Source organism: Tateyamaria sp., from assembly GCF_059783535.1.
Window position 1 is genome coordinate 1 of the sequence record NZ_JBYNDP010000005.1, and the last position, 26,265, is coordinate 26,265.

Below are 26,265 nucleotides of genomic sequence, written 5' to 3' on the forward strand. Positions count from 1 at the left end.
TGAATACGGGCGAGGCCCATGCCGATCTCGATCTGCTGCGCCGTCCCAAACGGGTTGTTATCGTTGGACAGGTCCGCAGGAGACACCGCATTCAGCAGCTCGCGCGAGCGCGGGCCCATGACGGCCAGGACGCCTTCGCCCGGAGTCACGTCAGTAATCACCACATTGAAATCGCCCACATGGCGTTCCATCCACGTTTGGTCTGCCAACCGCGTAGCTGCCGGAGTCACAACCAGATACGCCGTCTCGGTCAGTCGTGTGACGGTCACATCCGCCTCGACCCCGCCGCGATTGTTCAGGAATTGGGTATAGACGATCTTACCATTCGGCACCGAATAGTTACCGCCGCCCACATAATTCATGAACGCCTCGGCGTCGCGTCCCTCGACACGGATTTTGCCAAAGGAAGACATGTCATACATGCCTACGTTCTGGCGGATGGCCATGTGCTCTTCGCGTACGTTGTCAAAGAAGTTCTGGCGGTTCCAGCTGTATTCATATTCCGGCGTCTGGCCTGCTCGGGCAATCCAGTTGGCGCGTTCCCACCCGGCGAATTCGCCCATGACCGCGCCGCGTTCCATCAGATGCCCATGGAAGGGCGAGCGGCGAACGCCGCGTGCCGTAGCCTTTTGGCGGAAGGGGAAGTGATCTGCGTAAAGCAGGCCCAGCGTTTCCTTGGACCGTTCAGCCAGATAGGTCTTGTTACCCTGGAACGGCTGCATCCGGCTGATATCCACATCACCGAGATCAAAGGGCTTGTCACCATCTTCCATCCATTGCGCGAGCGCCATACCCGCGCCACCAGCCGACTGGATACCGATGGAGTTGAAACCACAGGCGACCCAGACATTGTCCATCTCGGGCGCAAGACCCAGGTGGTAGGCATCGTCAGGAGTGAACGACTCAGGCCCATTGAAGAACGTGTGGATGCCCGCCTCGGCCAGCATCGGCAGACGGTTCACTGCTGCTTCAAGGATCGGCTCGAAGTGGTCAAAATCTTCGGGCAATTGGTCGAATTCAAAGTCCTTCGGGATGCCATCCACAGCCCAGGGTTTGGCGTTCGGTTCAAACGCGCCCAGCAGGATTTTGCCTGCATCTTCCTTGTAGTAAGCGCACTCGTCAGGAATGCGCAGCACGGGCAATTGCTTCAGATCCTTGATGGACTCCGTCACGATGTAGAAATGTTCGCAGGCTTGCAGCGGCACGTTCACGCCCGCCATGCGGCCCACCTCGTGACCCCACATACCCGCACAGTTCACGATCATGTCGCAGGCGATGTGGCCGTCGCTGCCATCTTCGCCTTTCCAATCCACGCCGGTGACCTTGCGACCTTCACGCACGATGTTGGTGACAGCCACACGTTCCTGTACCTTGGCGCCGTTCTGACGTGCGCCCTTGGCCAGCGCCAGCGCGATGTTGGCCGGGTCGCCCTGACCGTCCAGCGGCAAGTACACACCGCCGGTCACACCGTCGATGTTCATGTGCTCGTAACGGGCTTTGACTTCGGAGGGCGAGATTTCCTCGACATCCACGCCAAAGGACCGGGCCATGCCGGCCTGACGGCGCAGCTCCTCCAACCGCTCATCGGTCAGGGCAGCCGTGATCGACCCCACGCGCTTAAACCCAGTGGCAACACCGGTTTCAGCCTCAAGCGTGCCGTAGAGTTCTTGAGAATATCGGGCCAGCTTGGTCATGTTGGCCGTCGCGCGCAGCTGGGCAATCAGACCAGCGGCGTGCCATGTGGTGCCCGATGTCAACTGCTTGCGTTCCAGCAGCACCACGTCTTTCCACCCGAGCTTGGTCAGGTGATAGGCAACCGAACAGCCAATGACGCCACCACCAATGATGACAACGCGGGCGTTGGAGGGAAGATCAGGCATAGTACATCCTCAGACGATTATATGCCCGGCGGCTTTCAGGCGTCGGGCGATTTCAGCGATATGGGCGGGGCCAACCTCGCAACAGCCGCCCACGATGGTGGCGCCTGCGTCGATCCACGACATCACGTGGTCAGCATAGAGAGCAGGGGTGAAGTCACGCCGCGCCGACAGGCTGTCGACGGTGGGCTTGTCTTCAAGAAAATCCGAGGTGATCTGTTCGAAGCCATTGGCATAGGCACCATACGGCAGCTTGCTTGTCGTCAGCGCAGCAAGGGCAGCCGAGATCGCCTCGGGCGCCGAACAGTTTACAAGCAGTGCGCTGGCACCACCGTCTTCGGCCACCGGCACGGCACTCGCAACCGGTTCGCCTGACCGCAGTTTGGACCCATCGCGATCATCAACCGTCAGGGCAAGCCAAACTGGTAAGCCCGTTGGCACGCTGGCCGCGAGAATGTCACGCGCATGAGCCACGGACGCGACCGTCTCACAGATCAGCAAATCACATGCCGGTGCAAGCAACTCTGCCACCTCGGCGAAGAGGGACACAGCCACATCCGAAGCGGGGTGCAGGTCCGGGCGATAACTTGCCCGCAACGGACCAATTGCCCCGGCAATGCGACCCGATCCGTGCTCGCGTCGCGCCGTGCGCGCTTCGTACAGCGCGCTTTGGTGAAGGGCCGAAAACGCACCCTCGACGGGTGTGTCCGTCAGACGGTCGTGATGAATGGCATAGCTGTTAGTGGTCGCAATCGTGGCGCCCGCAGCAAAGAAATCCGCGTGCACCTGCGTGACCAAACCGGGATGATCCAGCATGATCTGTGTCGACCACAGCGGCGTGGGCTTGTCCCCGGCGCGGTGCACCAGTTCCTGCCCCATGCCACCGTCCAACAGCGTAATCTCAGCCATCAGCTCACTCCGAAAGGGATTCGATCACGCCCGCAGCCGTTCGTTTTCAGGATCCCACAGCGGTTGGTCTGCCTGCACAACAGCCTTGTAGCGCTTGCCGTACATTTCGACCTCCAACTCGGTCCCCGGAGCGGCCAAATCGGTACGCACTACGCCAAGCGCAATGGACGCGTTGATCCGATAGCCCCACGCGCCGGATGTGGTTTCTCCAACAACATCGTCGCCATTCCAGACAGTGGACATGTAGGGCGCGTCCTGATCACCGGCCTCGACAAGCATGGTGACGAAACGCTTATTCGATCCCTGCTGCTTCTCGGCTTGCAGTGCCGCCTTGCCCGGGAAGTCCTGCGGCTTGTCGAGACGCACGAAGCGGTCAAGACCACCTTCGAACATGGTGTAGTCGGTCGACAGATCGCCTTTCCACGTGCGGTAGCTTTTCTCCAGACGCATCGAGTTCAGCGCATACATGCCAAACGGTGTGGCACCGGCATCGCGGATCGCCTCATAGACCTTGGCCGCCTGATCGGTTGGTGCGTGCACCTCCCAACCCAGCTCACCCACGAAGGACACGCGGGCCATGGTCACGGGCACGCCCGCCACGTTTGCGGATTGATGGGTCAGCCAGCCAAGGGACAGGTCGGCATCCGAGATTCCGGCAAACAGATCCCGCGATTTGGGACCGGTGACCAGCATGGTGGTGACCTCATTGGAGAGGTCTGTCAGCTCAACCGCTTCCGGCGCACGGCTGGCAAGGATTTCAAAGTCATGCCACTGCGCGACCGCGGCAGTCATGATCGTGAAATCATCCTCGTCATGACGGATGACCGATACCTCGGTCAGGATACGGCCGCGGCTGTCAGCGAAGTAAGACAGGTTCATACGACCCGCTTTGGGCAGCGCGCCCGTGATCTGCGTCCGCAAAAACTCCGCGGCACCCGCCCCCTTGAGCGCGTAGCGAGAGAAGCCGCACATGTCGATGACACCCACGCCATCGCGCACGGCTTCGACCTCTTCCTTGATGCGGGCCTCCCACGGACCGTTGCGGTCCCATGTCTGTGTCGCCTCTTCGGACGTGTTATCGCCGTCTTTGGCAAACCAGTTGGCCCGCTCCCAACCATTATAGGCACCCATCTGGCCGCCATCGGCGACAAGACGGTCGTGGTTCGGCGAAAGTTTCTTGTTCCGCCCGGCAGGCCATTCGTGATGCGGGAAGTGCATCGCATATTCGTGGCCGTATGTTTCCAGCGCTTTCGACAGGCAATAGTCGTGATCGGCGTGGTCGGTGTAGCGGCGCGGGTCAACGGCCCACATGTCCCACTCGGTCTCGCCATGCATGATCCACTCGGCCAAGGTCTTGCCTGCACCGCCACCCTGGGCGATGCCGAAGGTGAATGAGTGCGCCTCAAACGCGTTTTTCACGCCAGGCATCGGGCCGATCATCGGCAGACCGTCGGGCGCGTAGGGGATCGGGCCGTTGATGTTGCGACCAACGCCGGCAGTGCCCAGCGCGGGCACACGCTCCATCGCGTCTTCGATGTAGAATTCCAGACGCTCCAGATCGTCCGGATAAAGCTGGAAGCTGAAGTCTTCGGGCATCGGATCGTCGGGGGTGACCCAGTGCGCCTTACAGTTCCGCTCATACGGCCCAAGGTTCAGACCGTTCTTGTCCTGACGCAGGTAATAGCTGATGTCCACATCGCGGATCATCGGCATCTTGTGCCCCTTTTCCTTGGTCCATGCGGCCAGTTCAGGGATCTCGTCAGTCAGGAAGTACTGGTGGGACATGACCACCATGGGCACGGTGCGGCCACCGAAGGGCTTGAACATCTCACCCACGCGCTGCGCGTAGTAGCCAGCGCAGTTGGCCACGTATTCAGCGCGGATTTCACCCTTTTCAGTCTTCACGATCCACTCGTCACCATCGCGGTCGATACCAATAACGGGGCAGAAACGTTCGATCCGGCCGCCCGCATCGCGTGCGCCTTTGGCGAGGGCCTGCGTCAGCTGCGCCGGGTCGATGTCACCATCCAGCGGGTCCCAAAGACCACCGGCCAGATCATGCGTTTCCATGAACGGGTTGAACTCTTTTAACTCGTCAGGCGTGCACATCTGCATCTCAAGGCCCTGATAACGGCCCATGCCTGCAACGCGCTCAAACTCCTGCATCCGCTCCTTCGTGTGGGCGAGACGCAGGGCGCCCGTCACGTGGTAGTTCATCGGGTAATCGACGTCGTCAGCCAGCGTTCGATACATCTCGAGCCCATAGCGCTGCATGTTCATCACGGCCCAGGACGACGAAAAGTTCGGGCAGTTGCCCGCCGCGTGCCAGGTGGAGCCCGCCGTCAGTTCGTTTTTCTCCAGCAGAACACAATCGCTCCAACCCGCCTTGGCCAGATGATACAAGGTTGAGGTGCCAACGACACCACCCCCGATGATGACCACGCGGGCCGTTGTTGGAAAATCTGCCATTTGAGTAGCTCCCTATTGGTCGTGTTGCGGACGTCCATCCGCGATGTCGTAGTAGTCGCCCTTGTCGGCGACAAAGATGTGTTTTTCTGTGGTGATCCCGGTCGGCCCGTCCAAAGTCCCCGACATGACGGACACTGCACCGCCATCGTCCTCGTGCCGCCAGAAAAGGGATGAACCACAGCGGTTGCAAAACCCACGCTGCGCCTTTGGCGAGGATTGATACCAGACCAGCGTGTCGTCACGTGTGATCTCAAGCTGGTCGGGTGCAACTTGCGTTGCCGAGACATAGTGTCCGCTCGTCTTCCGACATTGGAGGCAATGGCAGGCAACGGAATTGCGCAGCTCTCCGGAAAGGGTGTAGGCGACACCGCCACACAAGCAGCTTCCTGTCTTCATGTCAGGACCTCCCCGGCGTTGCTGATGTGCCCAGAAGCAACCCGTAGACAACGAAACATGTTGCCATCACACGCCGGAACCAGACGTTGAACACCGCACTGATGGCGGCCCGCCCGATACCTGCGCCCAGCGCGGTGAAGCCCGAATAGCTGAGTGCTGTAATCGTCAACGCTGTTGGAATGATCTGCCACATCTGATCCCAAACGGGCACGTCCGGCTGCACGAATTGCGAAAAGGCAGCGAGATAACCCGCCACGCTCTTTGGATTGATCGTCGCAATTGCGAAAGCGCGGGCGTAAACGGATTTGCCAGATTGTACGGCCAACTTGGGCGGCGTCCGGGCCGTGAGCCAACCCCGCACGCCGAGATAGATCAGGAAGCCCGCTCCGATCAGTTTAGCCACGAAAAACGCAGTCGGGGACGCGGTGATCAGCGCCGTAATGCCCGCTGCCGACAAGATCAGAAACAGCAACGCTTGCGTCAGGATCGCAAGAACGCCGGGAAGCGACCGACGAAACCCCAGGGTCATGCCGTTGTTGATGCAGTTGATAGCGTTTGGGCCAGGGGTGGTGACAAAGACCACCCAGAACATCGCGAATATGACCCAGGCTTCGAACGACATCAGTACACCGGCGGCGCAATGACCCAGATCGCGACTGCAGGCGCGTCATAGGGATTCTTCCAGCGAAAGGGCTCGCCCCGGATGCGGAAACTGTCCCCCGGTGCGATGGCATACGTCTGGCCGGCAATTTCCAGGTCCAGACGACCGGAGATCAGATACCCCACCTCCTGTGTCGGTCGGGTGACGGCTTGGGCGATCTCGCTGTGCGGCTCAAAAGTCGAGTGCACCATCTCGAAATCATCGGTCAGATCCGGCGACAGCAGTTCTTCGACCAGACCTGCCGTACGCGACCCGATGGGCCGCCGCGCACCACTGCGCACGACATAACCCTCTTCGTTGGCAGGGGCCGCGCCCCGGCGAAACAGGGTCGATACGGCAATGTCCAACTCCGCCGCGATGTGGCGCAAATCCGTGATCGAAGGCTCGGACAGATCACGCTCGACCTGGCTGACCCAACCCACGGATCGACCCAATGCGTCCGCCAAATCCTGCAATGTCAGCCCGCGCGCTTTCCGCAAGGCACGCAGGTCCGCGCCAAGGCTGTGGGCAATGGTTGGATCGGATTGCAGCATGAGCCGTGAAATTCCCTTTCAGAATTTCACGTAAGGGAAGTCAAAATGAAAAATCAAGATAGATTTTCACGCGCGGGCAAAAACATTCCCAAGAATCGCTGCCAATGCGTCGGCATCGCCCTGTGTGAAGGCATCAGGTTGGTCGCTATCGATATCGAAAACTGCAATCAGTTCACCCGAGGCTGACGTGACCGGCAGCACCAATTCCGAGCGTGTCGAACTTGCACACGCGATGTGTCCCGCAAAGGCATCCACATCCGCGACCAACTGCGCCTCACCCGTCCGCGCCGCCGCGCCGCATACACCGCGCGAAAACGGAATTTGCAGGCACCCATGCCCACCCTGATAGGGGCCGATCTTCAACATCTCGGGGCTGGTCACACGATAGAACCCGGTCCAGTCGAACCGGTCGTCACTGTGATGCACCTCACATGCAACTGTCGCCATCAAGGCAATCGGATCGTCCTCGCCGTCGGTCAGACTTTGGATCGTTTTGGCAAGCAGGTCATAGTCAGGCACTGGCAGTTCCCCTTGGGTCGCAACAATCTGGGGCGCCGCCCCGAACCCTGTCGTATTTTCAGTCAGAAGAAACTCACACGCGTTCTATGGCGATGGCCGTTCCTTCGCCACCACCAATGCAAATGGCTGCGACGCCGCGTTTGAGGTTCCGTTTTTCCAACGCGTTCAGGAGAGTCACGATGATACGTGCTCCAGATGCACCAATCGGGTGACCCAAGGCGCAAGCACCTCCGTTCACATTCACGATCTCGTGGTCGAGCCCCATTTCACGCATAAACGCAAGCGGCACGACGGCAAAGGCCTCGTTCACCTCCCACAGATCCACGTCATCCTTGCTCCAACCGATGCGATCCAGCAGCTTTTTTGCTGCGGGCACGGGTGCCGTGGTAAACAAAGCGGGCGCCTGCGCGTGGCTTGCATGACCCAAGATGCGCGCGCGTACGTTCATGTTCTGCGTCTCAGCCACCTCCTCAGACGCCAGGACAAGCGCCGCAGCTCCATCGGAGATCGAGGATGAATTGGCCGCTGTTACGGTTCCACCATCCCGAAACGCCGGTTTCAGGTGTGGGATTTTGTCAGGCCTCGCGCTGCCCGGTTGTTCGTCCGCATCCACAGTTACCGAACCCTTGCGGGTTGAAATCTCAACCGGCGTCACTTCATCCGCGAAAGCTCCGGTCTGGATTGCGGATTGTGCTCGGCTTAACGAAGCAAGTGCGTAGTGATCCTGCACCTCGCGGGTGAACTGATACGTCTCGGCGCAGTCCTCGGCAAAAGTGCCCATGAGGCGACCCTTGTCATAGGCATCTTCGAGACCATCCAAAAACATGTGATCAATCACCTGTCCGTGGCCCAAACGTGCGCCGCCTCGCATCTTGGGCAGCATGTATGGCGCGTTTGTCATGCTCTCCATGCCGCCGGCCACCATGGTCGCGGTATGACCCAACGCAATTTGGTCAAACGCCATCATCGCCGCCTTCATCCCCGACCCGCACATCTTGTTCAGCGTCGTGGCGGGGACATCCTCGGCCAGGCCTGCAGCAAAACCCGCCTGACGCGCCGGGGCCTGGCCCTGACCGGCAGGCAGCACACAGCCCATCAGCACTTCGTCCACGGTTGACGCGCCAGCACCGTCCATCGCTGCCTTGATCGCGATGCCGCCAAGGGCCGACGCTGACATGTCTGACAACGCGCCCTGAAACCCGCCCATGGGGGTACGCGATGCTCCGGCGATCACAACTGGTTTCATGCTCTGGGTCTCCTGTCAGAAGGTGGCAACCGAATAGTAAGGATTGCGACCTAGACAGACAATGTAACCAGAGAATTGCAAGAGGGCGCGCATGGATCTTCGCAGCCGATCAGAAGACAGCCTGCAGGTGGTGTCTGTACATGACAGCCGCATCGATGCGGCAGTAGCTATCGAGTTCAAGGAAGCGATGCGCAGTGCCACCGACAGCGGCGACGACACCGTTGTGCTGGACCTAAGCGAGGTCCAGTTCATCGATTCTAGTGGCTTGGGCGCAATCGTCGCCGCGATGAAACAGATGGGTCAGTCGCGGAAACTGGCTCTTGCCGGCCTGACACCAACCGTGGAGAAGGTGTTCCGCCTGACACGGATGGACAGTGTTTTCCCGGTGTTCCCCACACTTGACGGGGCAATTGCCGAACTAAAAGCCTAAACTTGTCGACCCAGATGGAAGTCCGTTCGATGACCCGCACAACATTCTTGCCTGCATTTCATATTTCGGTGGTGAGTGGTCAGATGGCCGTCAGAACGGCGCTCGGCCAACTGCTTGATGGTTTAAAACCCCTGTCGCTTGATGTTGAGGAAGCAGGGACTGTTGAACTCGTGATGGCAGAGGCGCTGAACAACATTGTCGAACACGCCTATCCCGAAGACCAAAAGGCCGGGCCGATTGATATCACATGCGCCCATGCATCTGACGGCCTGCATCTGACAGTCGTGGATTCGGGGCGGGCAATGCCAGACGGCCAAACCCCCGTTGGTGGTGCTGCCGATATCGATGTGGACTTCTGTGATATGCCCGAAGGTGGGTTCGGGTGGTTCCTGATCAAGGACCTGGCCAAGGACGTCACCTATCAGCGACAGAATACAGAGAACCTGCTACAGCTCCGGCTTGCGGTTGCACTGGCATAGGCCGTCGGACACGCGCCCCGCGCGATGATTCCGCAAAACAGCCTCCCGCCGACCATAATCCTGCCCGATTCCACCGGCATACCTGTACCTGTAGCTGCAAATAGCTTCCCTCGGTGTCGCGTGTAATTGCCCCCACCCAGTGCGCGGCACCGAGGATATTTTCTCCCCCATTCTTCTGTGGACAAGACATCTGCGACAGTTACGTTGCCCGGTGCAATCAGACTATGGGGATTTCCATGCGCGACTTTCACCTGCCCGGCCGTTCACCTGTTCTTGCATCGTCCGGCATGTGCGCCACGTCACACCCGCTTGCGGCCCAAACGGCCGTGGAAATCCTGAAAGCTGGCGGCAACGCCATGGATGCGGCCATTGCAGGGGCAGTCTTGCTGGGCATCTGTGAGCCGCAGATGACCGGGATAGGCGGTGACTGTTTCGTTCTATGGTCCGATACGGACGGCAATGTGCGTTCCCTTAACGGGTCAGGCCGCGCACCGATGGCGCTCGACGCGGCCGCGCTGCGGGCCGCAGGCGAAACAACCGTTCCACCCTACAGCGCGCACGCAGTCACCATTCCGGGTGCCATAGACGCCTTCTGCACCCTGTCCGACCGCGTCGGTCGATTGGGCCTCGACCGCATTCTGGCGCCTGCAATCCACTACGCCGAAACCGGCGTGCCTGTCGCCCCGCGCGTCGCCTTTGACTGGGCCAAGGACGAAGCCGTCCTCCAAGGATCCGCCCGCGAAGCGTACCTCATCAACGGCGCTGTCCCGACAACCGGTCAGATGTTTGCCGCACCCAAGCAAGCCGACGTCCTGCGCCGCATCGCCAAGAACGGGCGCGACGCCTTCTACAGCGGAGAGGTGGCCGAAGACATGCTGGCCACCCTCAACGCCCTGGGTGGCAAACACACGGTGGACGACTTCGCATCGACCAATTGCACAGACACCACGCCGATCAGCAGCAGCTATCAGGGCCTCGACCTGATCGAACACCCGGCCAACGGGCAAGGCGCAACCGCGAACCTGATGCTCAATATCCTCAAGCAATTCGACATCGCGGATATGGCCCCGTGGGGTACCCAACGCGCGCATATCGAGGCAGAAGCCGCCAAGCTGGCATACGACGCGCGCAACCGCTTCATCGCAGATCCAGATTGTGCCACGCGCATGGACCACATGATGTCTCAGGAAACAGCGGCACAGCTCGCGGCTCTGATCGACCCCGGCAAGGCAATGCCGAACGCAACGGCGCTCAGTGAACAGGTGCACAAGGACACAATCTATATCACCGTTGTGGATCGCGACGGCATGGCCGTCTCGCTGATCTACTCGATTTTCCATGGGTTCGGGTCAGGTATCGCCAGCGACAAGTTCGGCATCCTGTTCCAGAACCGCGGCGCTGGCTTCACGTTGGAAGAAGGGCACCCGAATGAGCTCAAAGGCGGCAAACGCCCGATGCACACGATCATCCCCGGTATGTTGGCCAAGAATGGCAAACCGATCATGCCGTTTGGTGTGATGGGCGGGGCATACCAGCCCAACGGCCACGCGCGCTTTGTCTCGAACCTCACGGATTTCGGCCTCGACCCTCAATCGGCAATCGACGCACCGCGCGCCTTCTCGGATGCAGGTGACATGAAGGTCGAACGGGGCTATTCCGAACAGGTCCGGTCAGAGCTTGCGGATCTGGGCCACAATGTCAGCATCCCTGACACCGCCATCGGCGGCGCGCAGGCAATCCTGATCCGGGACGACGGCGTGCTGGAAGGCGCAAGCGACCCCCGCAAAGATGGCTGTGCGCTCGGGTACTAGGAACCGGGTAAGGCGGAGGTGTCCTCCGCCCCGCACGTCAATTCAGCTGAAAATGCAGCGGATAGGATCCGTCCTCGAACGGGCCAAAAAGATCCGGGATGTCCGGATGATCCACCGGTTGCCCGGAATAGTCGGCAACAAGGTTCTGCTCAGACACATAAGCCACGTAGTAGCTTTGATCGTTCTCAGCCAGCAGGTGATAAAACGGCTGTGCCTTTTTCGGACGGCTGTCCTCCGGGATCGCCTCGTACCACTCTTCGGTATTCGCAAACTCGGGATCCACATCAAAGATCACCCCACGAAAAGGATGCTTTTTGTGGCGGACAACCTGACCCAAGTGATATTTTGCGCGTGTTCTAAGCATAACATTGCGCCCCCTAAGGCACCTGACTACACGGTGCAAGGGACACTTGTCCAATAATTGAGCACAATTTCGCTGGAAACAGTTTGTGAACATTGCCTTAACAGTCCTGCAAATCGTCGCGCCTGTCTTCCTGCTCGCAGGGATCGGATTCACATGGGTGAAGGTCGGGCTGGAATACCGTATTCAGTTCGTCACGCAGTTGGCCATGACCCTCTCATTGCCCTGCCTCATCTTCGTCTCCCTGATGCGGACAGAGATTGATCCCGTCGCCTTGGGAACCTTGTCAGTCGCATCCGTCGTCGCCTACGTCGGCGTCACTGTGGTCATGTTGGCATTGGTGCGCATGGCGCGTCTGAACACACGCACTTATGCCGCCCCCCTGATCTTTGGAAACACTGGCAACCTCGGGCTGCCTTTGGCGCTCTTTGCGTTCGGCGATGTCGGGCTCAGCTACGCGATCATAGTGTTCGCCATCATGGCGCTCTGGTCATACACCTTTGGCATTTGGCTGGTGGCTGGGGCGGGCTCATTCGGCAAGGTGCTGCGCGAACCGCTGGTATGGGGAACCGTTCTTGGCGCGCTGTTTCTGTGGCAGGGCTGGCAGACGCCCATGTTCCTCACCAACGCGCTTGACCTGATCGGGCAAATGGCGATCCCCATGATGCTGATCACACTGGGCGTTGCCGTGGCCCGACTGTCGACCAAGGGAATGCTGCAAGCTGCGGCGCTGTCAGCGATCAAGCTGGCCCTGTGCACCGGCATTGCCTGGGTCGTTGGGCGGTTCTTCGCCCTTGATCCGATTGCGTTTGGAGTGCTGGTTCTTCAGGTCGCCACACCCGTCGCCGTAACCTCCTATCTGCTTGCAGAAAAGTATGGCGCGCAGTCGGACAAGGTCGCGGGACTCGTCGTCGCCTCAACCCTGATGGCGGTCGCGGCACTGCCTTTGATCCTCGCGCTTGTGCTTTGACAAAACGTGATTTCCACACGGCTCATTTTCCTGTAAACTAACAAAAAAACATAAAAGCGAGTGAGGCAGATGAGCAGACTCTTTCGCGCAATGGCTTTGGTTCTTTTGGCTGCCAGCTGTGGTGGCGGGTCGGGTACGGCCCCCAACCAGTTGGACAACGCCTGTTCCATTGTCCGTGAGCGCCCTGAATACCTTCGCGCCTTCAAGGCGGTTGAACGCAAATATGGCGTGCCGGTGCATGTGCAGATGGCGACCATCTATCAGGAAAGCAAATTCGTGTCGGATGCGCGCCCCCCGTATCGCTATGCGGCCGGTGTCATTCCGACGGGGCGCATTTCCAGTGCCTTTGGCTACAGCCAGGCCTTGGACGGAACATGGGATGAATATCGCACATCCACAGGCAAGCGTGTGGCCCGACGCGATCGTATCCGCGACGCAACGGACTTTATGGGCTGGTATATGGCGGAAACCAACGCACGGCTGGGCATTCCCCTCAGCGATACGCGCAACCAGTACCTTGCCTACCACGAAGGACGCACGGGCTATACACGCGGCAGTTACCGCAACAAGGCATGGCTGATGCGTGTTGCTGGTGAGGTCGATGCAAGGTCCGATTTGTACGCGCGGCAGCTACGGTCCTGCTAGGGCCCGAAGTTAGTCTGACGTGCGACGCGGCGCATCAAACAGGCGGTTCGACAGCGAACCGCCTGTTTGCAACTCACCGAGAACAACGGTTGTCTGACCGCCGCCACTGTCGTTCACAACCCATTGGCGCAATTGCACCGGGTTGCCGGTGAACTTCATTTCGATATTGCCATATTCCGGATGCTCGGGATCTTGCGCCGTGACAACCGTCGCCGTGCCATCAAAATCATGGCCAACTACCATGTTGGCCCGACCGAGGTTTACATTGCGCGCCAGGATCAGCGACAACGGCGTGCGGCGCAGCGGATATGTCTCGGGTGGCTGGTTCGACTTTGAGTCGACAATGTAAACGGCGTTCGCACTCGCAACCATCAGCGTTTCATTGGGCGCGTTGTACTCAAACCGCATCTTGCCGGGCCGCTTGATATAGATATTGCCGGTATCGACAGTTCCATCATCATTGATCTGCGTAAATGTACCCTGCACCGTGCTCAGATCGTTCAGATAGCTGGAAATCGCACTCAGCGGCAGTTTGTCCGCCCAAGCAGCAAGCGGGAAACAGCAACTAACACAAACAAGAACGAGATATCGCATAATCAGACCCTTTCATCAGTTTTCAGAACATAGGTTCGAAGACCGTGATATGCGATAGCGTCAGCGGTTCTAGGAAGCGCCTGAGGGTGTTTATTCAGCGAACAGATCAGACCTACCCGGAGCGGCCTTGGTCAACTCCTCCTTAAGTCCACCAAGATCGACCTCAAACGACACCGGGCGGTCAGCTTGGTATGCAAAGTACTGAAGTTGCATGCTCGACTGAAACAGAAGTTCGCGAAACTCGGACGTGCTCAGTGGCACCACAACACGGCATCCGTCTGGAAAACAGACGGCCAAATCAGCGTCGTAAGTCTTGTCATCCGCTAGGATCCGGATGCCGGGTTCAATTGCCAATCCAAGTGGAACAACAATAGCCATTCCTTGGGTATCTGTGTCCTGTTCGACAAGAACCTGGATCGTGGCGAGCCGTACATCGTTCTCTTGGTTGGTAACAACAATGGTGCCCCGGCAGGCACGTTCATCAGAACACGTGATCGACCAGTTCGTAGCATCGGTTGGTGTGACGGGTCCCCCCACACCAAAGGTGGACGCGTTCGCAAAACCAACAAAAAAGGTTGCACTTGCTGCCGCCAGTATAGAACCCAAAAGTCGCATACGTTGTACCTCAAAAAAATAAAGTCGCACCGACTTTGAAAGCCGGTGCGACACTTTTCAATGGTTAATCTGTATTTCAGGCAGCTTTACGACGACGACGCAGCGCACCCAAAGCACCAAGGCCACCCAGGATCAACAAGCCCGATGCAGGCACAGGAACTGATGTTGGGGTTGGATCTGGAATGATGATCGTGCCGCCAACACCCGAAAACCCGAAGATGAAGGTCGGTGTCGCTGTACCAGCCGCAGTAGAGGTTGTACCATCAGACGCACCCGTACCGAGAGGATCGGATGCCGACTGTCCAAGAGAGAACAGCTCAGCGCCAACTTCACCCAGCGCCAGCAACGCGTCGGCTTCAGTCTCAGCAGCACCATAAAAGATCGTGAATTCGAAGGCTTCGCCATCAGCAAGAGCGCCAAAGCCAAAATCAAAGTTCGATCCATGGTCAGCGGGTCCGGCATCCACGAAATCAGTATCTGCCGCAACGCCTGCAATCGTGGAACGGCTCGCAAAAGGGTCGGAATCCACAAACCCGTTGTTCACCGATGCCAGAAGCGAGGTCGTCGTTCCCGTACCAGCATGCGTTACTACTTCATTAAAAGTGTCTGGTTCGATATCCCAGTCAAATGTGCGAGTGTACCGCAGATCAGCGATATCAGCGCCCGAAGTATTCTCGATTGTCACGCTCACAGCGTAAAGACTGTCAGTCTCTGTTGCGAGGGCAAAAGAGTGCGTAACCCGCAGTTCGCCGGTGGTCAGATCAACCACCGACTCTGCTGTCGATGCCGTGCTTGAAAAGGACACAGATGTCAGATTGTCGACTCCGTCATCATTGTTTGCGGAACCCGACGCAAATGTGTCGCCAATCCCGACGCCCCAGCCTTCACAAAGACAGCCGTGCGACGTTGATTCCGTGTTGGTCGGAAGATGGCGCAATCCAACAAACGTTTCAGAGTCGGATGAAGACGGCGTTCCGCCAGCGATATTCAGCTGGCCGAACAAGTCAACGCCAAGCTGTACGTCGCCATCTTCAATGATGGCTTGTGCGCTTGCGGCAGTACCAAGAACGATCGTGGTAGCGCCAGCGATCAATAAATTTCGAATCATAATAAGCCTCGTAAATCAGGAACGAATACACGAAAGAGTTAACAATCTCTGAAAGCTGAAACAACTATTTTGCGCAGGAACTGGCCGATTGAGCGGCCATAACCAGTTGAAATGGATACAATCAACTCTCTTTAAAGTATTGTTTTCAAACACAGAACAATGACGGGTATTTCAGCTCGGACATTTTTGACGGGCCAACAACCCAATTCAATCACAGGTTATCAAAGATCAAGAATAACTACCTTGAGCTGCACAGCTTCAATGCAAAGATTCTCGGAGATCATCCATCTAGGCATTTCAAGAAGCGCTATTGCTCCGGCACCAGAATCTCGCGCTTGCCCACATGGTTGGCTGAACTGACAACACCCTCGTCCTCCATCTGCTCAACCAGACGCGCCGCCTTGTTGTAGCCGATGGCCAGTTTCCGCTGGATGTACGAGGTCGAGCATTTGCGATCCTTGATCACAATCGCCACCGCCTGATCGTAAAGCGCGTCTTCGCCATCCGTGTTGCCACCCAGACCCAGAACAGCATCAATATTGCTTTCCTTGTCCTCGGCCGGACCTTCCACCACGCCAGACACATAATCCGGCGCACCAAATGCCTTGAGGTGGTTCACGATCTCTTCGACTTCCTCATCGCTCACGAACGGGCCGTGGCAACGGGTGATTTTGGCCCCGCCCGCCATGTACAGCATGTCGCCCATACCCAAGAGCTGCTCGGCCCCCATCTCGCCCAGAATGGTGCGCGAGTCGATCTTCGACGTCACTTGGAACGAAATCCGCGTCGGGAAGTTCGCCTTGATCGTACCGGTGATCACATCGACCGACGGGCGTTGCGTCGCCATGATCAGGTGGATTCCGCTCGCCCGTGCCATCTGCGCCAGACGCTGGATACACGCCTCGATCTCTTTGCCCGCAACCATCATCAGGTCTGCCATCTCGTCCACAATCACAACGATGTAAGGCATCGCCTCGGGCGCGAATTCTTCGGTCTCGAAGATCGGTTCGCCCGTCTCATCATCGAAACCGGTTTGAACGGTCCGGCTGAACATCTCGTCCTTCGCCAGCGCTTCTTTCACCCGGCCATTGTAGCCGTCGATGTTGCGCACGCCCATCTTGGACATCTTGCGATAGCGTTCTTCCATCTCACCCACGACCCATTTCAGGGCCACAACCGCCTTTTTGGGGTCGGTCACAACAGGGGAAAGCAGGTGCGGAATGCCGTCATAAACACTAAGTTCCAGCATCTTCGGGTCGATCATGATCAACCGGCATTCCTCGGGCGTCAGCTTATACAGCAGCGACAGGATCATCGTGTTGATCGCCACCGACTTACCAGACCCCGTGGTCCCCGCGATCAGCAGGTGAGGCATCTTGGCCAGGTTCGCCACAACCGGGTCACCACCAATATCCTTGCCCAAGGCAAGCGGCAGCTTCTGGTTGCCGTCACCGAAGTCACGGGACGACAGGATTTCCCGCAGGACAACCTTTTCACGGTTCTCGTTCGGCAGTTCGATACCAATCACCGACCGACCGGGCACGGTCGACACACGGGCCGACAAGGCCGCCATGGAGCGGGCAATGTCATCGGCCAGACCAATCACACGGCTGGCTTTCAAACCGGGCGCAGGCTCCAGCTCATACATGGTGACCACGGGGCCCGGACGGACCGACACGATCTCGCCCTTCACACCGTAGTCATCCAGCACCGTTTCCAGCATCCGGGCGTTTTCTTCCAACGCCTCATCACTCAGATGGTGGCGCTGCACCACGCTTGGGCTTTCAAGCAGGTTCAGGGGCGGCAGTTCGAACCCGGGATGGGTGTCTTCGAATTTCAGCTTCGGCTGTGCTTCCAACTGCGCCCGCGTACTCGGTTGCACCGGCTTGCGGGTCGGTTGATGCACAACCGTGCGCGGCTCGGCCACGGGAATGGTTGGCGCGGCTTCGACAGGCTCCGGAATAGGCGCATCCAGTTGCTCCGGCTCCGGCGCGTATTCCTGCATGGGTTCAGGGACATAGTCTTGAACCGGCTCAGGCACATAGCCTCCGGGTGCAGCCGTCAGCGGTGGTTCGGCACGACCAAGCGAGGCGGCAGCGGTCAGCGGCGGTTCCGGCGGCAAGATCGGTTGTGACGCAGTGTTCAGCACCAGTGGATCCGGGCCGCGCCCACGGCCCTTCGTCAACGGTGCAACGCTTTCCGCCTGCACGGCCGGGTTCGACCGCACACGCGCCTTAATCACGTCGGCAATCTTGGTCTTGATCCGCTCGTCGCCGGGGCCCTCGCCCACATCCACGTCGCTGTAGGTCTCGATCAGCTCCTGTTCGGGCATCTCGTCCGGCATCTGCTCGGGGCGTTTGATCAGCCCTGGCATCCGCGACAACAAGCTTGGCTTGGCTGGCTCCTCAACAAGTGGCTCATCATAGGCAGGCATCGGGGGGACTGCAGCGGCATAGGCTTCGGCCTCTGCTGCCTCGGCCTCGCGCGCCGCACGACGTTCGGCCTGACGTTCCTGCATACTGCGCGCAGCCTGCACCGCACCGCTCGCACCACGGCCCAGAACAGTCATCAACAGGGCATAGGCCATGACCAGCCCAACCAGCATGAAACGGGTCAGACGGGCAACTTCCGCACGGGTGAAGCCGAGCACAAATGCACCAAAGACCACGATACCAATGCCCATCAAGAGCGACATCAACTTGACGGTAAAGCTCGACCCAACAGGCAAAACCGTCAGGATAAAGGCCATGACAGTATCGCCAAACAATCCACCCAGACCGAAGCCATGGGTCGCCTGCCACACGTCACCCGGTTGCAGGGTCGCGGCATAGATCGACCCGAATGCAATCGCGATGGGGGCAAAGATCAAACGACCCAGCGCCCGTTCGGTGCCCAGATGCAGACCAAAACGCACACCCCAAGCCATCAACACAATGGCAATGCCAAACACGCCCCAGCCGCCAATCATGAACAGCGGCGCGGCTATCGAGGCGCCGGTACGACCCAGCCAGTTCTGCACCGGCGCGTCGGTCGAGGCCATCCAGTTCGGATCATCCGGCGTATAGCTCAGCATCATGGCCGCAGCCATCAGGCCCGCGATCAGCAGACTAATGCCCACCAACTCGCGCCCGCGTTTTTCCAACGCCGCCTGCATTCCGTGGTCAAAAAGCGGATCCCGCCGTGTCTGATATGCCATGCTTCGCCTCGTCTTTTCTTATGTGGCGTAAAGAACGTCACGAATGGCCATCAGGCCCCGCTCCGTCTCTGCCTTTGGGGCCACAAGTGCAGCCCTTATAAACTCATGCCCGGGATTGAACCCGTCGATCTCGCGCGCCAGATACGCGCCCGGCAGCACACGCACGCCGGTCTCTTTCCACAGCTTCAACGCCGCTGCCTCACCATCGCCAGCAGGTAACCACAGAAAGAAGCCGGCTTCGGGCGACATGTATCCCGGCACATTGCCCAGGATGCGGTCGGCCATGTCATACTTCTCGTGGTACTGCGCTCGGTTTTCGATGACGTGCTCTTCATCCGCCCAAACCGCCGCCGCCGCGTGTTGAAGAGGTGAGGGCAACGGCGTGCCCGCATAGGTGCGCAACTGCTTGGCCTCGCGAATGGTCGCAGGCCCACCGACGATGAACCCGGACCGCAGACCCGGCAGGTTTGACCGCTTGGACAGAGAGTGAAAGGCCACAACCCGCTCGGGGTTCGCATCGCCAATACACTCCAGCACCCCGACGGGCGGCACATCACGATAAATCTCGGAATAACACTCGTCGGCAAAGACCTGGAAATCGTATTTCTCGGCCAGCGCAATCAGGTCCCGCCAATACTCCTTGCCTGCAACAGCGCCCTGAGGGTTCGCAGGCGAACACATGTAGCAGGCCACGGTGCGGTTCAGAATCTCCGGGTCGACCGCAGTGTAATCAGGCAAATGCCCCGTCTCCGCCGTCGCAGGTACCAAGACCGGCTCCGCCCCCGCCGAAATCGCGGCGAGCATATAAACCTGGTAAAACGGGTTCGGCATCAACACGACCGGCTGCTGCCCGTTCTTCACCTCCGGGCACAACGCCATACCTGCGTTATACAAACCCTCACGCGTGCCATTCAGGGGCATCACATTTGCATCGGCATCCATCGACACGCCATAGCGGCGGCCCAGCCAATCACAAAACGCCTGTCGCAGCTCTGGCAAACCTTCGTTCGGAGGATAGTTGTTAAAGCCCGCCGCATGCTCGGCAATCACATCCGTGACCCATGCGGGAAAGGCGTGTTTCGGCTCCCCGATAGTCATATGCACGACATCGCCGCCCGGATCGTGATGATCCAACAGGGCGCGCAAACGCGGGAACGCATAAGCCGGAAGGTTCGAAAACCGCTCGGGAAACTTCATCAAACTGCCTCAGGTTCGGGATCATTTTCGCCCCGTTTGCCTGAATGTACCCCAAGCGTGACTCCCTCGTCCAGAAAAACCACGCCAAATCGTCACCTTGTGGCAAATCCGCCAATCCATCGCTTCTTCTGGCCCAAAATACCTTGGGGGAGGCCGAAAGCCGGGGGCAAAGCCCACAATAAAATATGGTGTCGCCGCAAGGCGGCCTTTGAATTAGCCCAACGCCGCCTCTGCCGCGACCCCCAACCGCAACAGCGCCTCTTCCCCGTTCTGCATACCCATCATCATCAGGCCACAGCTCGGCACGCCCGTGGGAAGAGTCAAAGCACAAATCCCCATTAGGTTGCCCACACGCGTGTTCCGCAAGGCCAGCAGGTTCTCGGTCTTGTAGTATTCACTGTCACTGTTCAGCCGCTCCAGATTCGGCGGCAGAATCGGGGCGGTCGGCGCCAGCACCGCATCATAGGGCGCAACAGCCATATCCCATGCCTGCCGCACAGCATCCAGTTTGGCCCAGGCCGCGTTGTAATCCGGTGCGCTGAAATCCTTCCCCAGTCGGAACCGCTGCAATATCTCGGAATACATCGCGTCCGGCTGCGCCTCGATCACATCCCGCCATAACCCATAGACCTCGCCCGGCATCAACGGCCCGGCCTGCGCCATGGCCTCCTCCAACTCCGGCACCTCCAGCGGCTCAATCTCTGCCCCCGCCTCCCGCAAACGTTCGACAGCATCTTCAAATGCGGCTTTCGGCGCATCACGGATGTCATCCAGAACAACGGTTTTCAGCACCGCAAACCGCCGACCCTCCAAGGACGCACCGCGCAAATCCCCCGGATTGCGCCCCTCCAGCGCGGCCATCAGCAACGCCGCGTCCTCGACCGTCCGGGTCAGTGGTCCCACGGTGTCAAACTTCAGCGAAAGGGGCACACACCCTTCCAGCGACAGTCGCCCATGGGTCGTCTTCAAGCCCACCAAATCGTTCCAAGCCGACGGAATACGTACCGAGCCACCCGTGTCAGACCCGATGGCAGCAGGCGCCAACCCAAAGGCAACCGACGCAGCCGCGCCTGAGGATGACCCACCCGGCACAGCATCAACATCGTTGACGCATGGCGGCGTCGCGGTGGACGGGTTGTACCCAAGACCCGAAAACGCCAGCTCGCTCAAATGCGTCTTGCCCAGACACACAAGCCCCATCGCCGTCGCATTCTGCAACACGACGGCATCCCGGTCCGGCACCCGACCCGCCAACAGCTTGGACCCAGCCTCGGTGCCGTCACCAGCCGTATCAAACAGGTCCTTCCAACTGATTGGCACACCATCCAGCAAGGATAAGCGTGCACCGGCCTTGGCCCGGTCTGACGCCGCCTGCGCCTCGGCCATCGCGCGATCTTCGGTCAACCGGGCATAGATTCGGTCTGACAACTGATGTGCCTTGATCCGATCAAGAAAGGCCTGGGTCAAATTGACGGGATCAACCTCACCAGCCCCAATGGCGCGGCCCAGTTCCGCTGCACTCTTGTCCAACCACGCCTGCATGTCCTGCCCTCCGTCCTCTTTGTTCGGACGGTAGCGACGCGACAACGCATGGACAATCCCAAGCACCCGTCCATATTGCGCGACATGACGCATGACAGCGATATCCTGATCGTCGGCGGCGGGCTGTCTGGCCCCATTCTCGCCCTCGCTCTCGCACAAACCGGACAGCGTGTGACCGTGATCGACGCGCTCACGGAAAAGGTCCGCAAGAACGCGGCCTTTGACGGGCGCAGCTACGCGGTCGCGCTGACTTCGCAACGGTTGCTCGAAGGGGTTGGCGTCTGGGACGCCATCGCAGACAACAGCCAGCCTATCCTTGAGATCAAAGTTACAGATGGCCGCGCGGGCCAAGGGCCCTCATCGCCCTTCTTCATGCATTTCGATCATGCCGAGATCGAGGAAGGCCCGATGGGCTACATGGTGCAAGACCGACATATCCGGCGCGCGCTTCTGCACGCGATGGCCGCCACGGACGGCATCACGCACATGTCGGGCGAGACGGTGACGGGGCAGCATATCGATCCCGCTGCGGCATCGCTCACGCTGGCGTCCGGCAAGGTTCTGACGGGCCAACTTCTGATCGGAGCCGACGGGCGCGGCAGCGGCACGGCGGAACGGGCAGGGATCAAACGCACCGGCTGGGGCTACGGTCAAACGGCGCTGGTCTGCGCTATCGCTCATGAGAAACCGCATCACGGGATCGCGCACCAGTTCTTCATGCCCCCGGGGCCATTGGCGATCCTGCCCCTGATGGGCAATGTCAGCTCCATCGTCTGGAGCGAAACGGCTGAGACCGCGGAAGCGTTCAACGCTCTGCCGGATGCGGACTACCTGACGATGCTGCGCCCGCGCTTTGGCGACTTTCTGGGTGAGATCAGTCTTGCAGGCCAACGCTACACCTACCCGCTGTCCCTGTCGCTGGCGCATAAATTGGCAAGCGATCGACTGGCGTTGATCGCGGATGCAGCGCATGGCGTACACCCAATCGCCGGGCAAGGTCTGAATGCCGGGATGCGCGACATTGCAGCGCTGGCAGAGGTGATCACTGACGCCATGCGCAGGGGTGAGGATCCGGGCAGCATCGCCGTTCTTCAGCGATACGAAGAATGGCGGCGCTTTGACAATACAACTCTCGCCCTCGCGACGGACGGATTTAACCGTTTGTTCTCAAACGATAATACACTCGTGCGAAGCGTGCGTGACATCGGCATGGGCGTTGTGAATGCCCTGCCTGGCCTGCGCCGCAGTTTCATCCGCGAAGCCGCTGGACTGACCGGAGAGCTGCCTCGCCTGATGCAGGGCCAACCCCTCTGAGTGTAAGGCGGAGGTTCCCTCCGCCGGGCGCACGGCACGTGCGCCTTACAGTTTAAAAACACCGCTTCCAGATCATCGTCGCTGGGCCGCAGCAAGCTGCGCCTTGCTTGGCAACCGTAAGGCGGACGTGTCGTCCGCCCCGTGCGTCAGTCCAACTTGCGCGCTTCGTCTTCCAGCATGACGGGGATGCCGTTGCGGATGGGATAGGCCAACTGCGCCGCTTCCGAAACCAGCTCCTGCTTCTCAGCATCGTAGCGCAGGGTCACATGGGTGAGCGGGCAGATCAGCGCCTCCAGCACCCGACGATCAATATCAGTGCTCATTGCATCATTTCCCCTTCACCGCCACGCAACGCAAACTCGATCAAAGTGATCAAGGTTTCGCGACGGGTACTGAGGGACGGCGCTTCCAGCAAGGCCTGTTTATCCTCGGGATCGAAGTCCAGCATCATCGACAGGGAATTGATCAGCAATTCGTCATCCGCGTCCTTCAACGTCTCCCAATCTGCCGACAATGATTGTGCAGCAAAATAGCGTCCCAAAAGGTCCAGAAACGTGGGCCGATCAAAACTTGGATCTTCCTCGCAGCGGCCTTGATCACGGTCAAAACCGGACCATGACACTTCGCACCGACGATAGGGCGTAAATCCATCCACCTCATCCTGCACCCGAAAGCGCGATATGCCACTCAGGGTGATCAGGTACCGGTTGTCCTCGGTCTCGGAAAACTGCGTGACCCGGCCCGCACAGCCAATCGTTTGCAGCCCATTGCCCTTGCGCCCTTCCACCTCGTTCGGTTGCACCATGCCGATCAGGCGATGCGGTGTTTTCAATGCGTCATCAAGCATTTGCAGATAGCGCGGCTCGAAGATGTGCAGTGGTAGGCGCGACCGTGGCAACAGCAACGCCCCCGGCAATGGAAAGACCGGAATTACGCCGGGAAGGTCAGCCACTTTGATCATGGGATGTCAGCTAGCCCGGGAAACGGATCAGGCAAATATCATCGAGCTCAAACGACGACGTCCGTTCAGAACAATTGGATCGTTTGGCTTGAGCGCGTCGAATATGGTGAAAAGCTGGTCCTTGGCAGCGCCGCCGTTCCACTCGCGATCCCTGCGGAAAATCTCGAGCAGTTCATCGACTGCCGCCTCGGCATCTCCGCTGGCATGCAGTGCCTGTGCCAGATCAAAACGGGCCTGCAGGTTGCTTTCGTCGGCCTCGACCGCTGCGCGCAGCTCGGCCACCGGGCCTGCATCCTCGGCCTGACGGGCCAGTTGCAACTGGGCATGGGCGGCTTCAACCTCGGCACTCTCGGAGATTTCAGCGGGCGCGCCGTTCAGAATCGCCTCGGCCTGATCCAGATCGTCCATCGCGATATGCGCGCGAACCAGCCCGCCATAAGCGCCTGCATGGTTGGGGTCTTCCCCAAGGATCGCGGCAAAGGTCTGCGCCGCATCCACGGCCGCCCCTTCGGTCAGCATGTCTTCGGCGGCTTCGACGGCGTCGTTCAGGCTGTCGCCGGGTGCTTCACCGCCCGCCGCCTTAATCACACGATCCACAAACTCGGTGATCTCGGACCCCGGCACCGCGCCCTGGAAACCATCCACCGGCTGGCCCTGCCAGAAAGCGTAGACGGTCGGGATCGATTGGATGCGCAACTGGCCCGCAATCATCTGTGCCTCGTCCACGTTGATCTTGACCATCTTGACAGCACCCTTGGCCGCCTTGACCGCGTCCTCGAGCATCGGCCCAAGCGTCTTGCACGGTCCGCACCACGGTGCCCAGAAATCGACGATCACCGGCACGGTCTGGCTGGCTTCGACCACATCCTGCATGAAGCTTGCTTCCGAGCCGTCCTTGATCAGGTCGGCGTCATCGGGGCCTGCGGACAATCCCAAATCCATCATCGTGTCATTCCTTCTTGGCGCGGCGGGTCGCGCTTTATATGGACCCGCAGGCGTCCGGTGCCAAGCCACTAAGGTCAATCTGCATCAACGGCAGGGTGCGACCTGCTATGGCTTCGGACGGAACGCCCCCGATCACGCGGGCACCCATGCGTTCATAAAACGGCACAGCATCCGGGTCCGCTTCGATCTGCATCCGTGTGGCACCGAGCACTCGCGCCCGCTCAATGGCCCAATCCACAAGGGCCCGTCCAACGCCCTTGCCCATCGCTTCCGGGCCGACAAACAGTTTGTCGAGATCCGCGCCGTCCTCACGCACCACCAGCTTGCACAGACCCTGCAGACCGTCATCGTCAAACACGCGCAGTTCCCCGGTCTCAACATCTTTCGGTGTCAAAACCAGCACGGCACGGGCGGCCTGCATGAAGTCTTCGTCATAGCCCCAATGGGCCTTTGACCGATGCATCAGATCGGTCAGTGCATCCAATTCATCAAGACGTGCAGGCCTGATCAAAGGTCGAACGTGGCAAAGACCGGCGCGTGGTCGCTGGGCTTTTCCCAGCCACGGGCGCCGCGCAGGATACGGCTGGAATGGGCAGCGTTCGAGATATCTGGCGTGGCCCAGACGTGATCCAGGCGGCGGCCCTTGTCAGCGGCATCCCAATCCTTGGCCCGATAGGACCACCACGAATAGAGCTGTCCCTCAGGGATGTCGGCCCGTGTGACGTCGACCCAGCCACCGGCATCCTGCGTTTCGGCAAGGTGTTCGACCTCGATCGGCGTGTGGCTGACGACTTTCAGAAGTTGCTTGTGGGACCACACGTCATCCTCGCGCGGGGCGATGTTCAGGTCACCCACGAGAATGGATTTCTGCGGCTTGTCACCGTGGAACCAATCGCGCATGTCGGTGAGGTAGTCGAGTTTCTGGCCAAACTTCTCGTTCTTTTCCCGATCCGGCACGTCGCCCCCCGCAGGGACATAGAAGTTGTGGACCGTCACGCCATTTTCGAGCTGTCCCGCAATGTGGCGCGCGTGGCCGAGGCCCGCGAAATCCTGTGCGCTGGATTCGACCATCGGTATTTTGGACAGGATCGCGACACCGTTGTATCCCTTGTCGCCCCGCGCGACCATGTGGGTGTAGCCCAGCGCCTCAAACCCTTCGCGAGGGATCTTTTCGACGGGGCTTTTGCATTCTTGCAGGCACAGTACATCTGGGCCTTCTTCCTTGAGCAGCTTGAGCACGATGGGTTCGCGCAGGCGGACCGAATTGATGTTCCAGGTGGCGAGGGTGAAGGGCATGGGCGGCTCCAGAAATCCGGGTTTGGCGGCCAGAGTAGACGCCGGAAACCGCAGTCTCCACCCGGAAAATGCGTTTTGTCCCCGCGGGGACAAGCCCTTCGCCCTGTTCACGGGATTTCAATGGTTTCGTTATTGTCACGACGTGGCAGTAGGTTGGGTGCGCGGACGGTGGATTATGCCGATTTTAACCG

General features: G+C 59.4%; 26 protein-coding genes. 6 read left to right on the forward strand and 20 right to left on the reverse strand.

The window, feature by feature from the left end; all coding sequences use genetic code 11:
* The 8 genes from AC6RA8_RS01875 to AC6RA8_RS01910 all read right to left on the reverse strand — a co-directional run.
* The coding region (locus tag AC6RA8_RS01875) for an FAD-dependent oxidoreductase (RefSeq protein WP_500350433.1) at positions 1 to 1,880 on the reverse strand (1,880 nt) is incomplete at its 3' end.
* Between the two features lie 9 nt (positions 1,881 to 1,889).
* Entirely contained in the window at positions 1,890 to 2,786 is an 897-nt protein-coding gene (locus AC6RA8_RS01880; RefSeq protein WP_500350434.1) for a homocysteine S-methyltransferase family protein, read from the reverse strand.
* A 24-nt stretch (positions 2,787 to 2,810) separates the two neighbouring features.
* The gene (locus AC6RA8_RS01885; protein ID WP_500350435.1) at positions 2,811 to 5,255 is read right to left on the reverse strand and encodes a GcvT family protein; all 2,445 of its coding nucleotides are present in this window, start codon (positions 5,253 to 5,255) and stop codon (positions 2,811 to 2,813) included.
* 12 nt (positions 5,256 to 5,267) lie between these two features.
* A complete protein-coding gene (locus AC6RA8_RS01890; RefSeq protein ID WP_189367511.1) occupies positions 5,268 to 5,651 on the reverse strand; it encodes a GFA family protein in 384 nt (127 codons plus the stop codon).
* A gap of 1 nt (position 5,652) precedes the next feature.
* Positions 5,653 to 6,273 carry a LysE family translocator gene (locus AC6RA8_RS01895; RefSeq protein ID WP_500350436.1) on the reverse strand — a complete coding sequence of 207 codons (621 nt, stop codon included), beginning with the start codon at positions 6,271 to 6,273 and terminating at the stop codon, positions 5,653 to 5,655.
* Positions 6,273 to 6,845, reverse strand: coding sequence for a helix-turn-helix domain-containing protein (locus AC6RA8_RS01900; RefSeq protein WP_299600398.1), 573 nt, complete (start codon positions 6,843 to 6,845; stop codon positions 6,273 to 6,275). Before AC6RA8_RS01900 ends, AC6RA8_RS01895 begins: the two co-directional genes overlap by 1 nt.
* 66 nt (positions 6,846 to 6,911) lie before the next feature.
* Entirely contained in the window at positions 6,912 to 7,364 is a 453-nt protein-coding gene (locus AC6RA8_RS01905) for a GAF domain-containing protein (protein ID WP_500350437.1), read from the reverse strand.
* Positions 7,365 to 7,437: 73 nt separating this feature from the next.
* Positions 7,438 to 8,610, reverse strand: a complete 1,173-nt coding sequence (locus AC6RA8_RS01910) for a thiolase family protein (RefSeq protein WP_500350438.1) — start codon at positions 8,608 to 8,610, stop codon at positions 7,438 to 7,440.
* Positions 8,611 to 8,701: 91 nt separating this feature from the next.
* On the opposite strand from AC6RA8_RS01910, the gene AC6RA8_RS01915 reads away from it, so the two are divergent.
* The 3 genes from AC6RA8_RS01915 to AC6RA8_RS01925 all read left to right on the forward strand — a co-directional run bounded on the left by AC6RA8_RS01915 (position 8,702) and on the right by AC6RA8_RS01925 (position 11,330).
* A complete protein-coding gene (locus AC6RA8_RS01915; RefSeq protein ID WP_500350439.1) occupies positions 8,702 to 9,040 on the forward strand; it encodes an STAS domain-containing protein in 339 nt (112 codons plus the stop codon).
* A 29-nt stretch (positions 9,041 to 9,069) separates the two neighbouring features.
* Positions 9,070 to 9,519 (forward strand): ATP-binding protein, encoded by a 450-nt coding sequence (locus tag AC6RA8_RS01920; RefSeq protein ID WP_500350440.1) that lies wholly within the window; start codon positions 9,070 to 9,072, stop codon positions 9,517 to 9,519.
* 236 nt (positions 9,520 to 9,755) lie between these two features.
* Positions 9,756 to 11,330 (forward strand): gamma-glutamyltransferase family protein, encoded by a 1,575-nt coding sequence (locus AC6RA8_RS01925; RefSeq protein ID WP_500350441.1) that lies wholly within the window; start codon positions 9,756 to 9,758, stop codon positions 11,328 to 11,330.
* Positions 11,331 to 11,367: 37 nt separating this feature from the next.
* Here the strand turns inward: AC6RA8_RS01925 and hspQ are convergent, their stop codons facing one another.
* Positions 11,368 to 11,694 (reverse strand): heat shock protein HspQ, encoded by a 327-nt coding sequence (gene hspQ, locus AC6RA8_RS01930; protein WP_500350442.1) that lies wholly within the window; start codon positions 11,692 to 11,694, stop codon positions 11,368 to 11,370.
* A gap of 85 nt (positions 11,695 to 11,779) precedes the next feature.
* Here hspQ and AC6RA8_RS01935 point away from each other — a divergent pair, with 85 nt between their 5' ends.
* Both AC6RA8_RS01935 and AC6RA8_RS01940 read left to right on the forward strand, forming a co-directional pair.
* The gene (locus AC6RA8_RS01935; RefSeq protein ID WP_500350443.1) at positions 11,780 to 12,661 is read left to right on the forward strand and encodes an AEC family transporter; all 882 of its coding nucleotides are present in this window, start codon (positions 11,780 to 11,782) and stop codon (positions 12,659 to 12,661) included.
* 69 nt (positions 12,662 to 12,730) lie between these two features.
* Positions 12,731 to 13,306, forward strand: a complete 576-nt coding sequence (locus AC6RA8_RS01940; RefSeq protein WP_500350444.1) for a transglycosylase SLT domain-containing protein — start codon at positions 12,731 to 12,733, stop codon at positions 13,304 to 13,306.
* A 9-nt stretch (positions 13,307 to 13,315) separates the two neighbouring features.
* Here AC6RA8_RS01940 and AC6RA8_RS01945 read toward each other — a convergent pair whose 3' ends face one another.
* The 6 genes from AC6RA8_RS01945 to AC6RA8_RS01970 form a co-directional block, all read right to left on the reverse strand.
* Positions 13,316 to 13,900, reverse strand: a complete 585-nt coding sequence (locus tag AC6RA8_RS01945; protein ID WP_500350445.1) for a LolA family protein — start codon at positions 13,898 to 13,900, stop codon at positions 13,316 to 13,318.
* Positions 13,901 to 13,990: 90 nt separating this feature from the next.
* Complete coding sequence (locus AC6RA8_RS01950; RefSeq protein WP_500350446.1) at positions 13,991 to 14,515, reverse strand: invasion associated locus B family protein; 525 nt, start codon at positions 14,513 to 14,515, stop codon at positions 13,991 to 13,993.
* Between the two features lie 76 nt (positions 14,516 to 14,591).
* Entirely contained in the window at positions 14,592 to 15,206 is a 615-nt protein-coding gene (locus AC6RA8_RS01955; protein WP_500350447.1) for a VPLPA-CTERM sorting domain-containing protein, read from the reverse strand.
* A gap of 724 nt (positions 15,207 to 15,930) precedes the next feature.
* On the reverse strand, positions 15,931 to 18,819 hold the full coding sequence (locus tag AC6RA8_RS01960) for a DNA translocase FtsK (RefSeq protein WP_500350448.1): 2,889 nt from the start codon (positions 18,817 to 18,819) through the stop codon (positions 15,931 to 15,933).
* Positions 18,820 to 18,837: 18 nt separating this feature from the next.
* Complete coding sequence (locus AC6RA8_RS01965; RefSeq protein ID WP_500350449.1) at positions 18,838 to 20,016, reverse strand: aminotransferase class I/II-fold pyridoxal phosphate-dependent enzyme; 1,179 nt, start codon at positions 20,014 to 20,016, stop codon at positions 18,838 to 18,840.
* A gap of 213 nt (positions 20,017 to 20,229) precedes the next feature.
* Positions 20,230 to 21,558, reverse strand: a complete 1,329-nt coding sequence (locus tag AC6RA8_RS01970; RefSeq protein ID WP_500350499.1) for an amidase — start codon at positions 21,556 to 21,558, stop codon at positions 20,230 to 20,232.
* A gap of 84 nt (positions 21,559 to 21,642) precedes the next feature.
* Here AC6RA8_RS01970 and AC6RA8_RS01975 point away from each other — a divergent pair, with 84 nt between their 5' ends.
* Positions 21,643 to 22,872, forward strand: a complete 1,230-nt coding sequence (locus AC6RA8_RS01975; RefSeq protein WP_500350450.1) for an FAD-dependent monooxygenase — start codon at positions 21,643 to 21,645, stop codon at positions 22,870 to 22,872.
* Between the two features lie 146 nt (positions 22,873 to 23,018).
* On the opposite strand, the gene AC6RA8_RS01980 is transcribed toward AC6RA8_RS01975, so the two are convergent.
* From AC6RA8_RS01980 to AC6RA8_RS02000, 5 genes are read right to left on the reverse strand one after another with little or no spacing between them, the layout of a single operon-like run.
* On the reverse strand, positions 23,019 to 23,195 hold the full coding sequence (locus AC6RA8_RS01980; protein ID WP_500350451.1) for a Trm112 family protein: 177 nt from the start codon (positions 23,193 to 23,195) through the stop codon (positions 23,019 to 23,021).
* On the reverse strand, positions 23,192 to 23,833 hold the full coding sequence (locus AC6RA8_RS01985; protein ID WP_500350452.1) for an LON peptidase substrate-binding domain-containing protein: 642 nt from the start codon (positions 23,831 to 23,833) through the stop codon (positions 23,192 to 23,194). The genes AC6RA8_RS01980 and AC6RA8_RS01985 overlap by 4 nt, the downstream gene beginning before the upstream one ends.
* A 27-nt stretch (positions 23,834 to 23,860) precedes the next feature.
* A complete protein-coding gene (gene trxA / locus AC6RA8_RS01990) occupies positions 23,861 to 24,778 on the reverse strand; it encodes a thioredoxin (protein ID WP_500350453.1) in 918 nt (305 codons plus the stop codon).
* Positions 24,779 to 24,812: 34 nt separating this feature from the next.
* Positions 24,813 to 25,289 carry a GNAT family N-acetyltransferase gene (locus AC6RA8_RS01995; protein WP_500350454.1) on the reverse strand — a complete coding sequence of 159 codons (477 nt, stop codon included), beginning with the start codon at positions 25,287 to 25,289 and terminating at the stop codon, positions 24,813 to 24,815.
* Positions 25,286 to 26,074, reverse strand: coding sequence for an exodeoxyribonuclease III (locus AC6RA8_RS02000; RefSeq protein WP_500350455.1), 789 nt, complete (start codon positions 26,072 to 26,074; stop codon positions 25,286 to 25,288). The genes AC6RA8_RS01995 and AC6RA8_RS02000 overlap by 4 nt, the downstream gene beginning before the upstream one ends.
* Between the last annotated feature and the right edge of the window lie 191 nt (positions 26,075 to 26,265).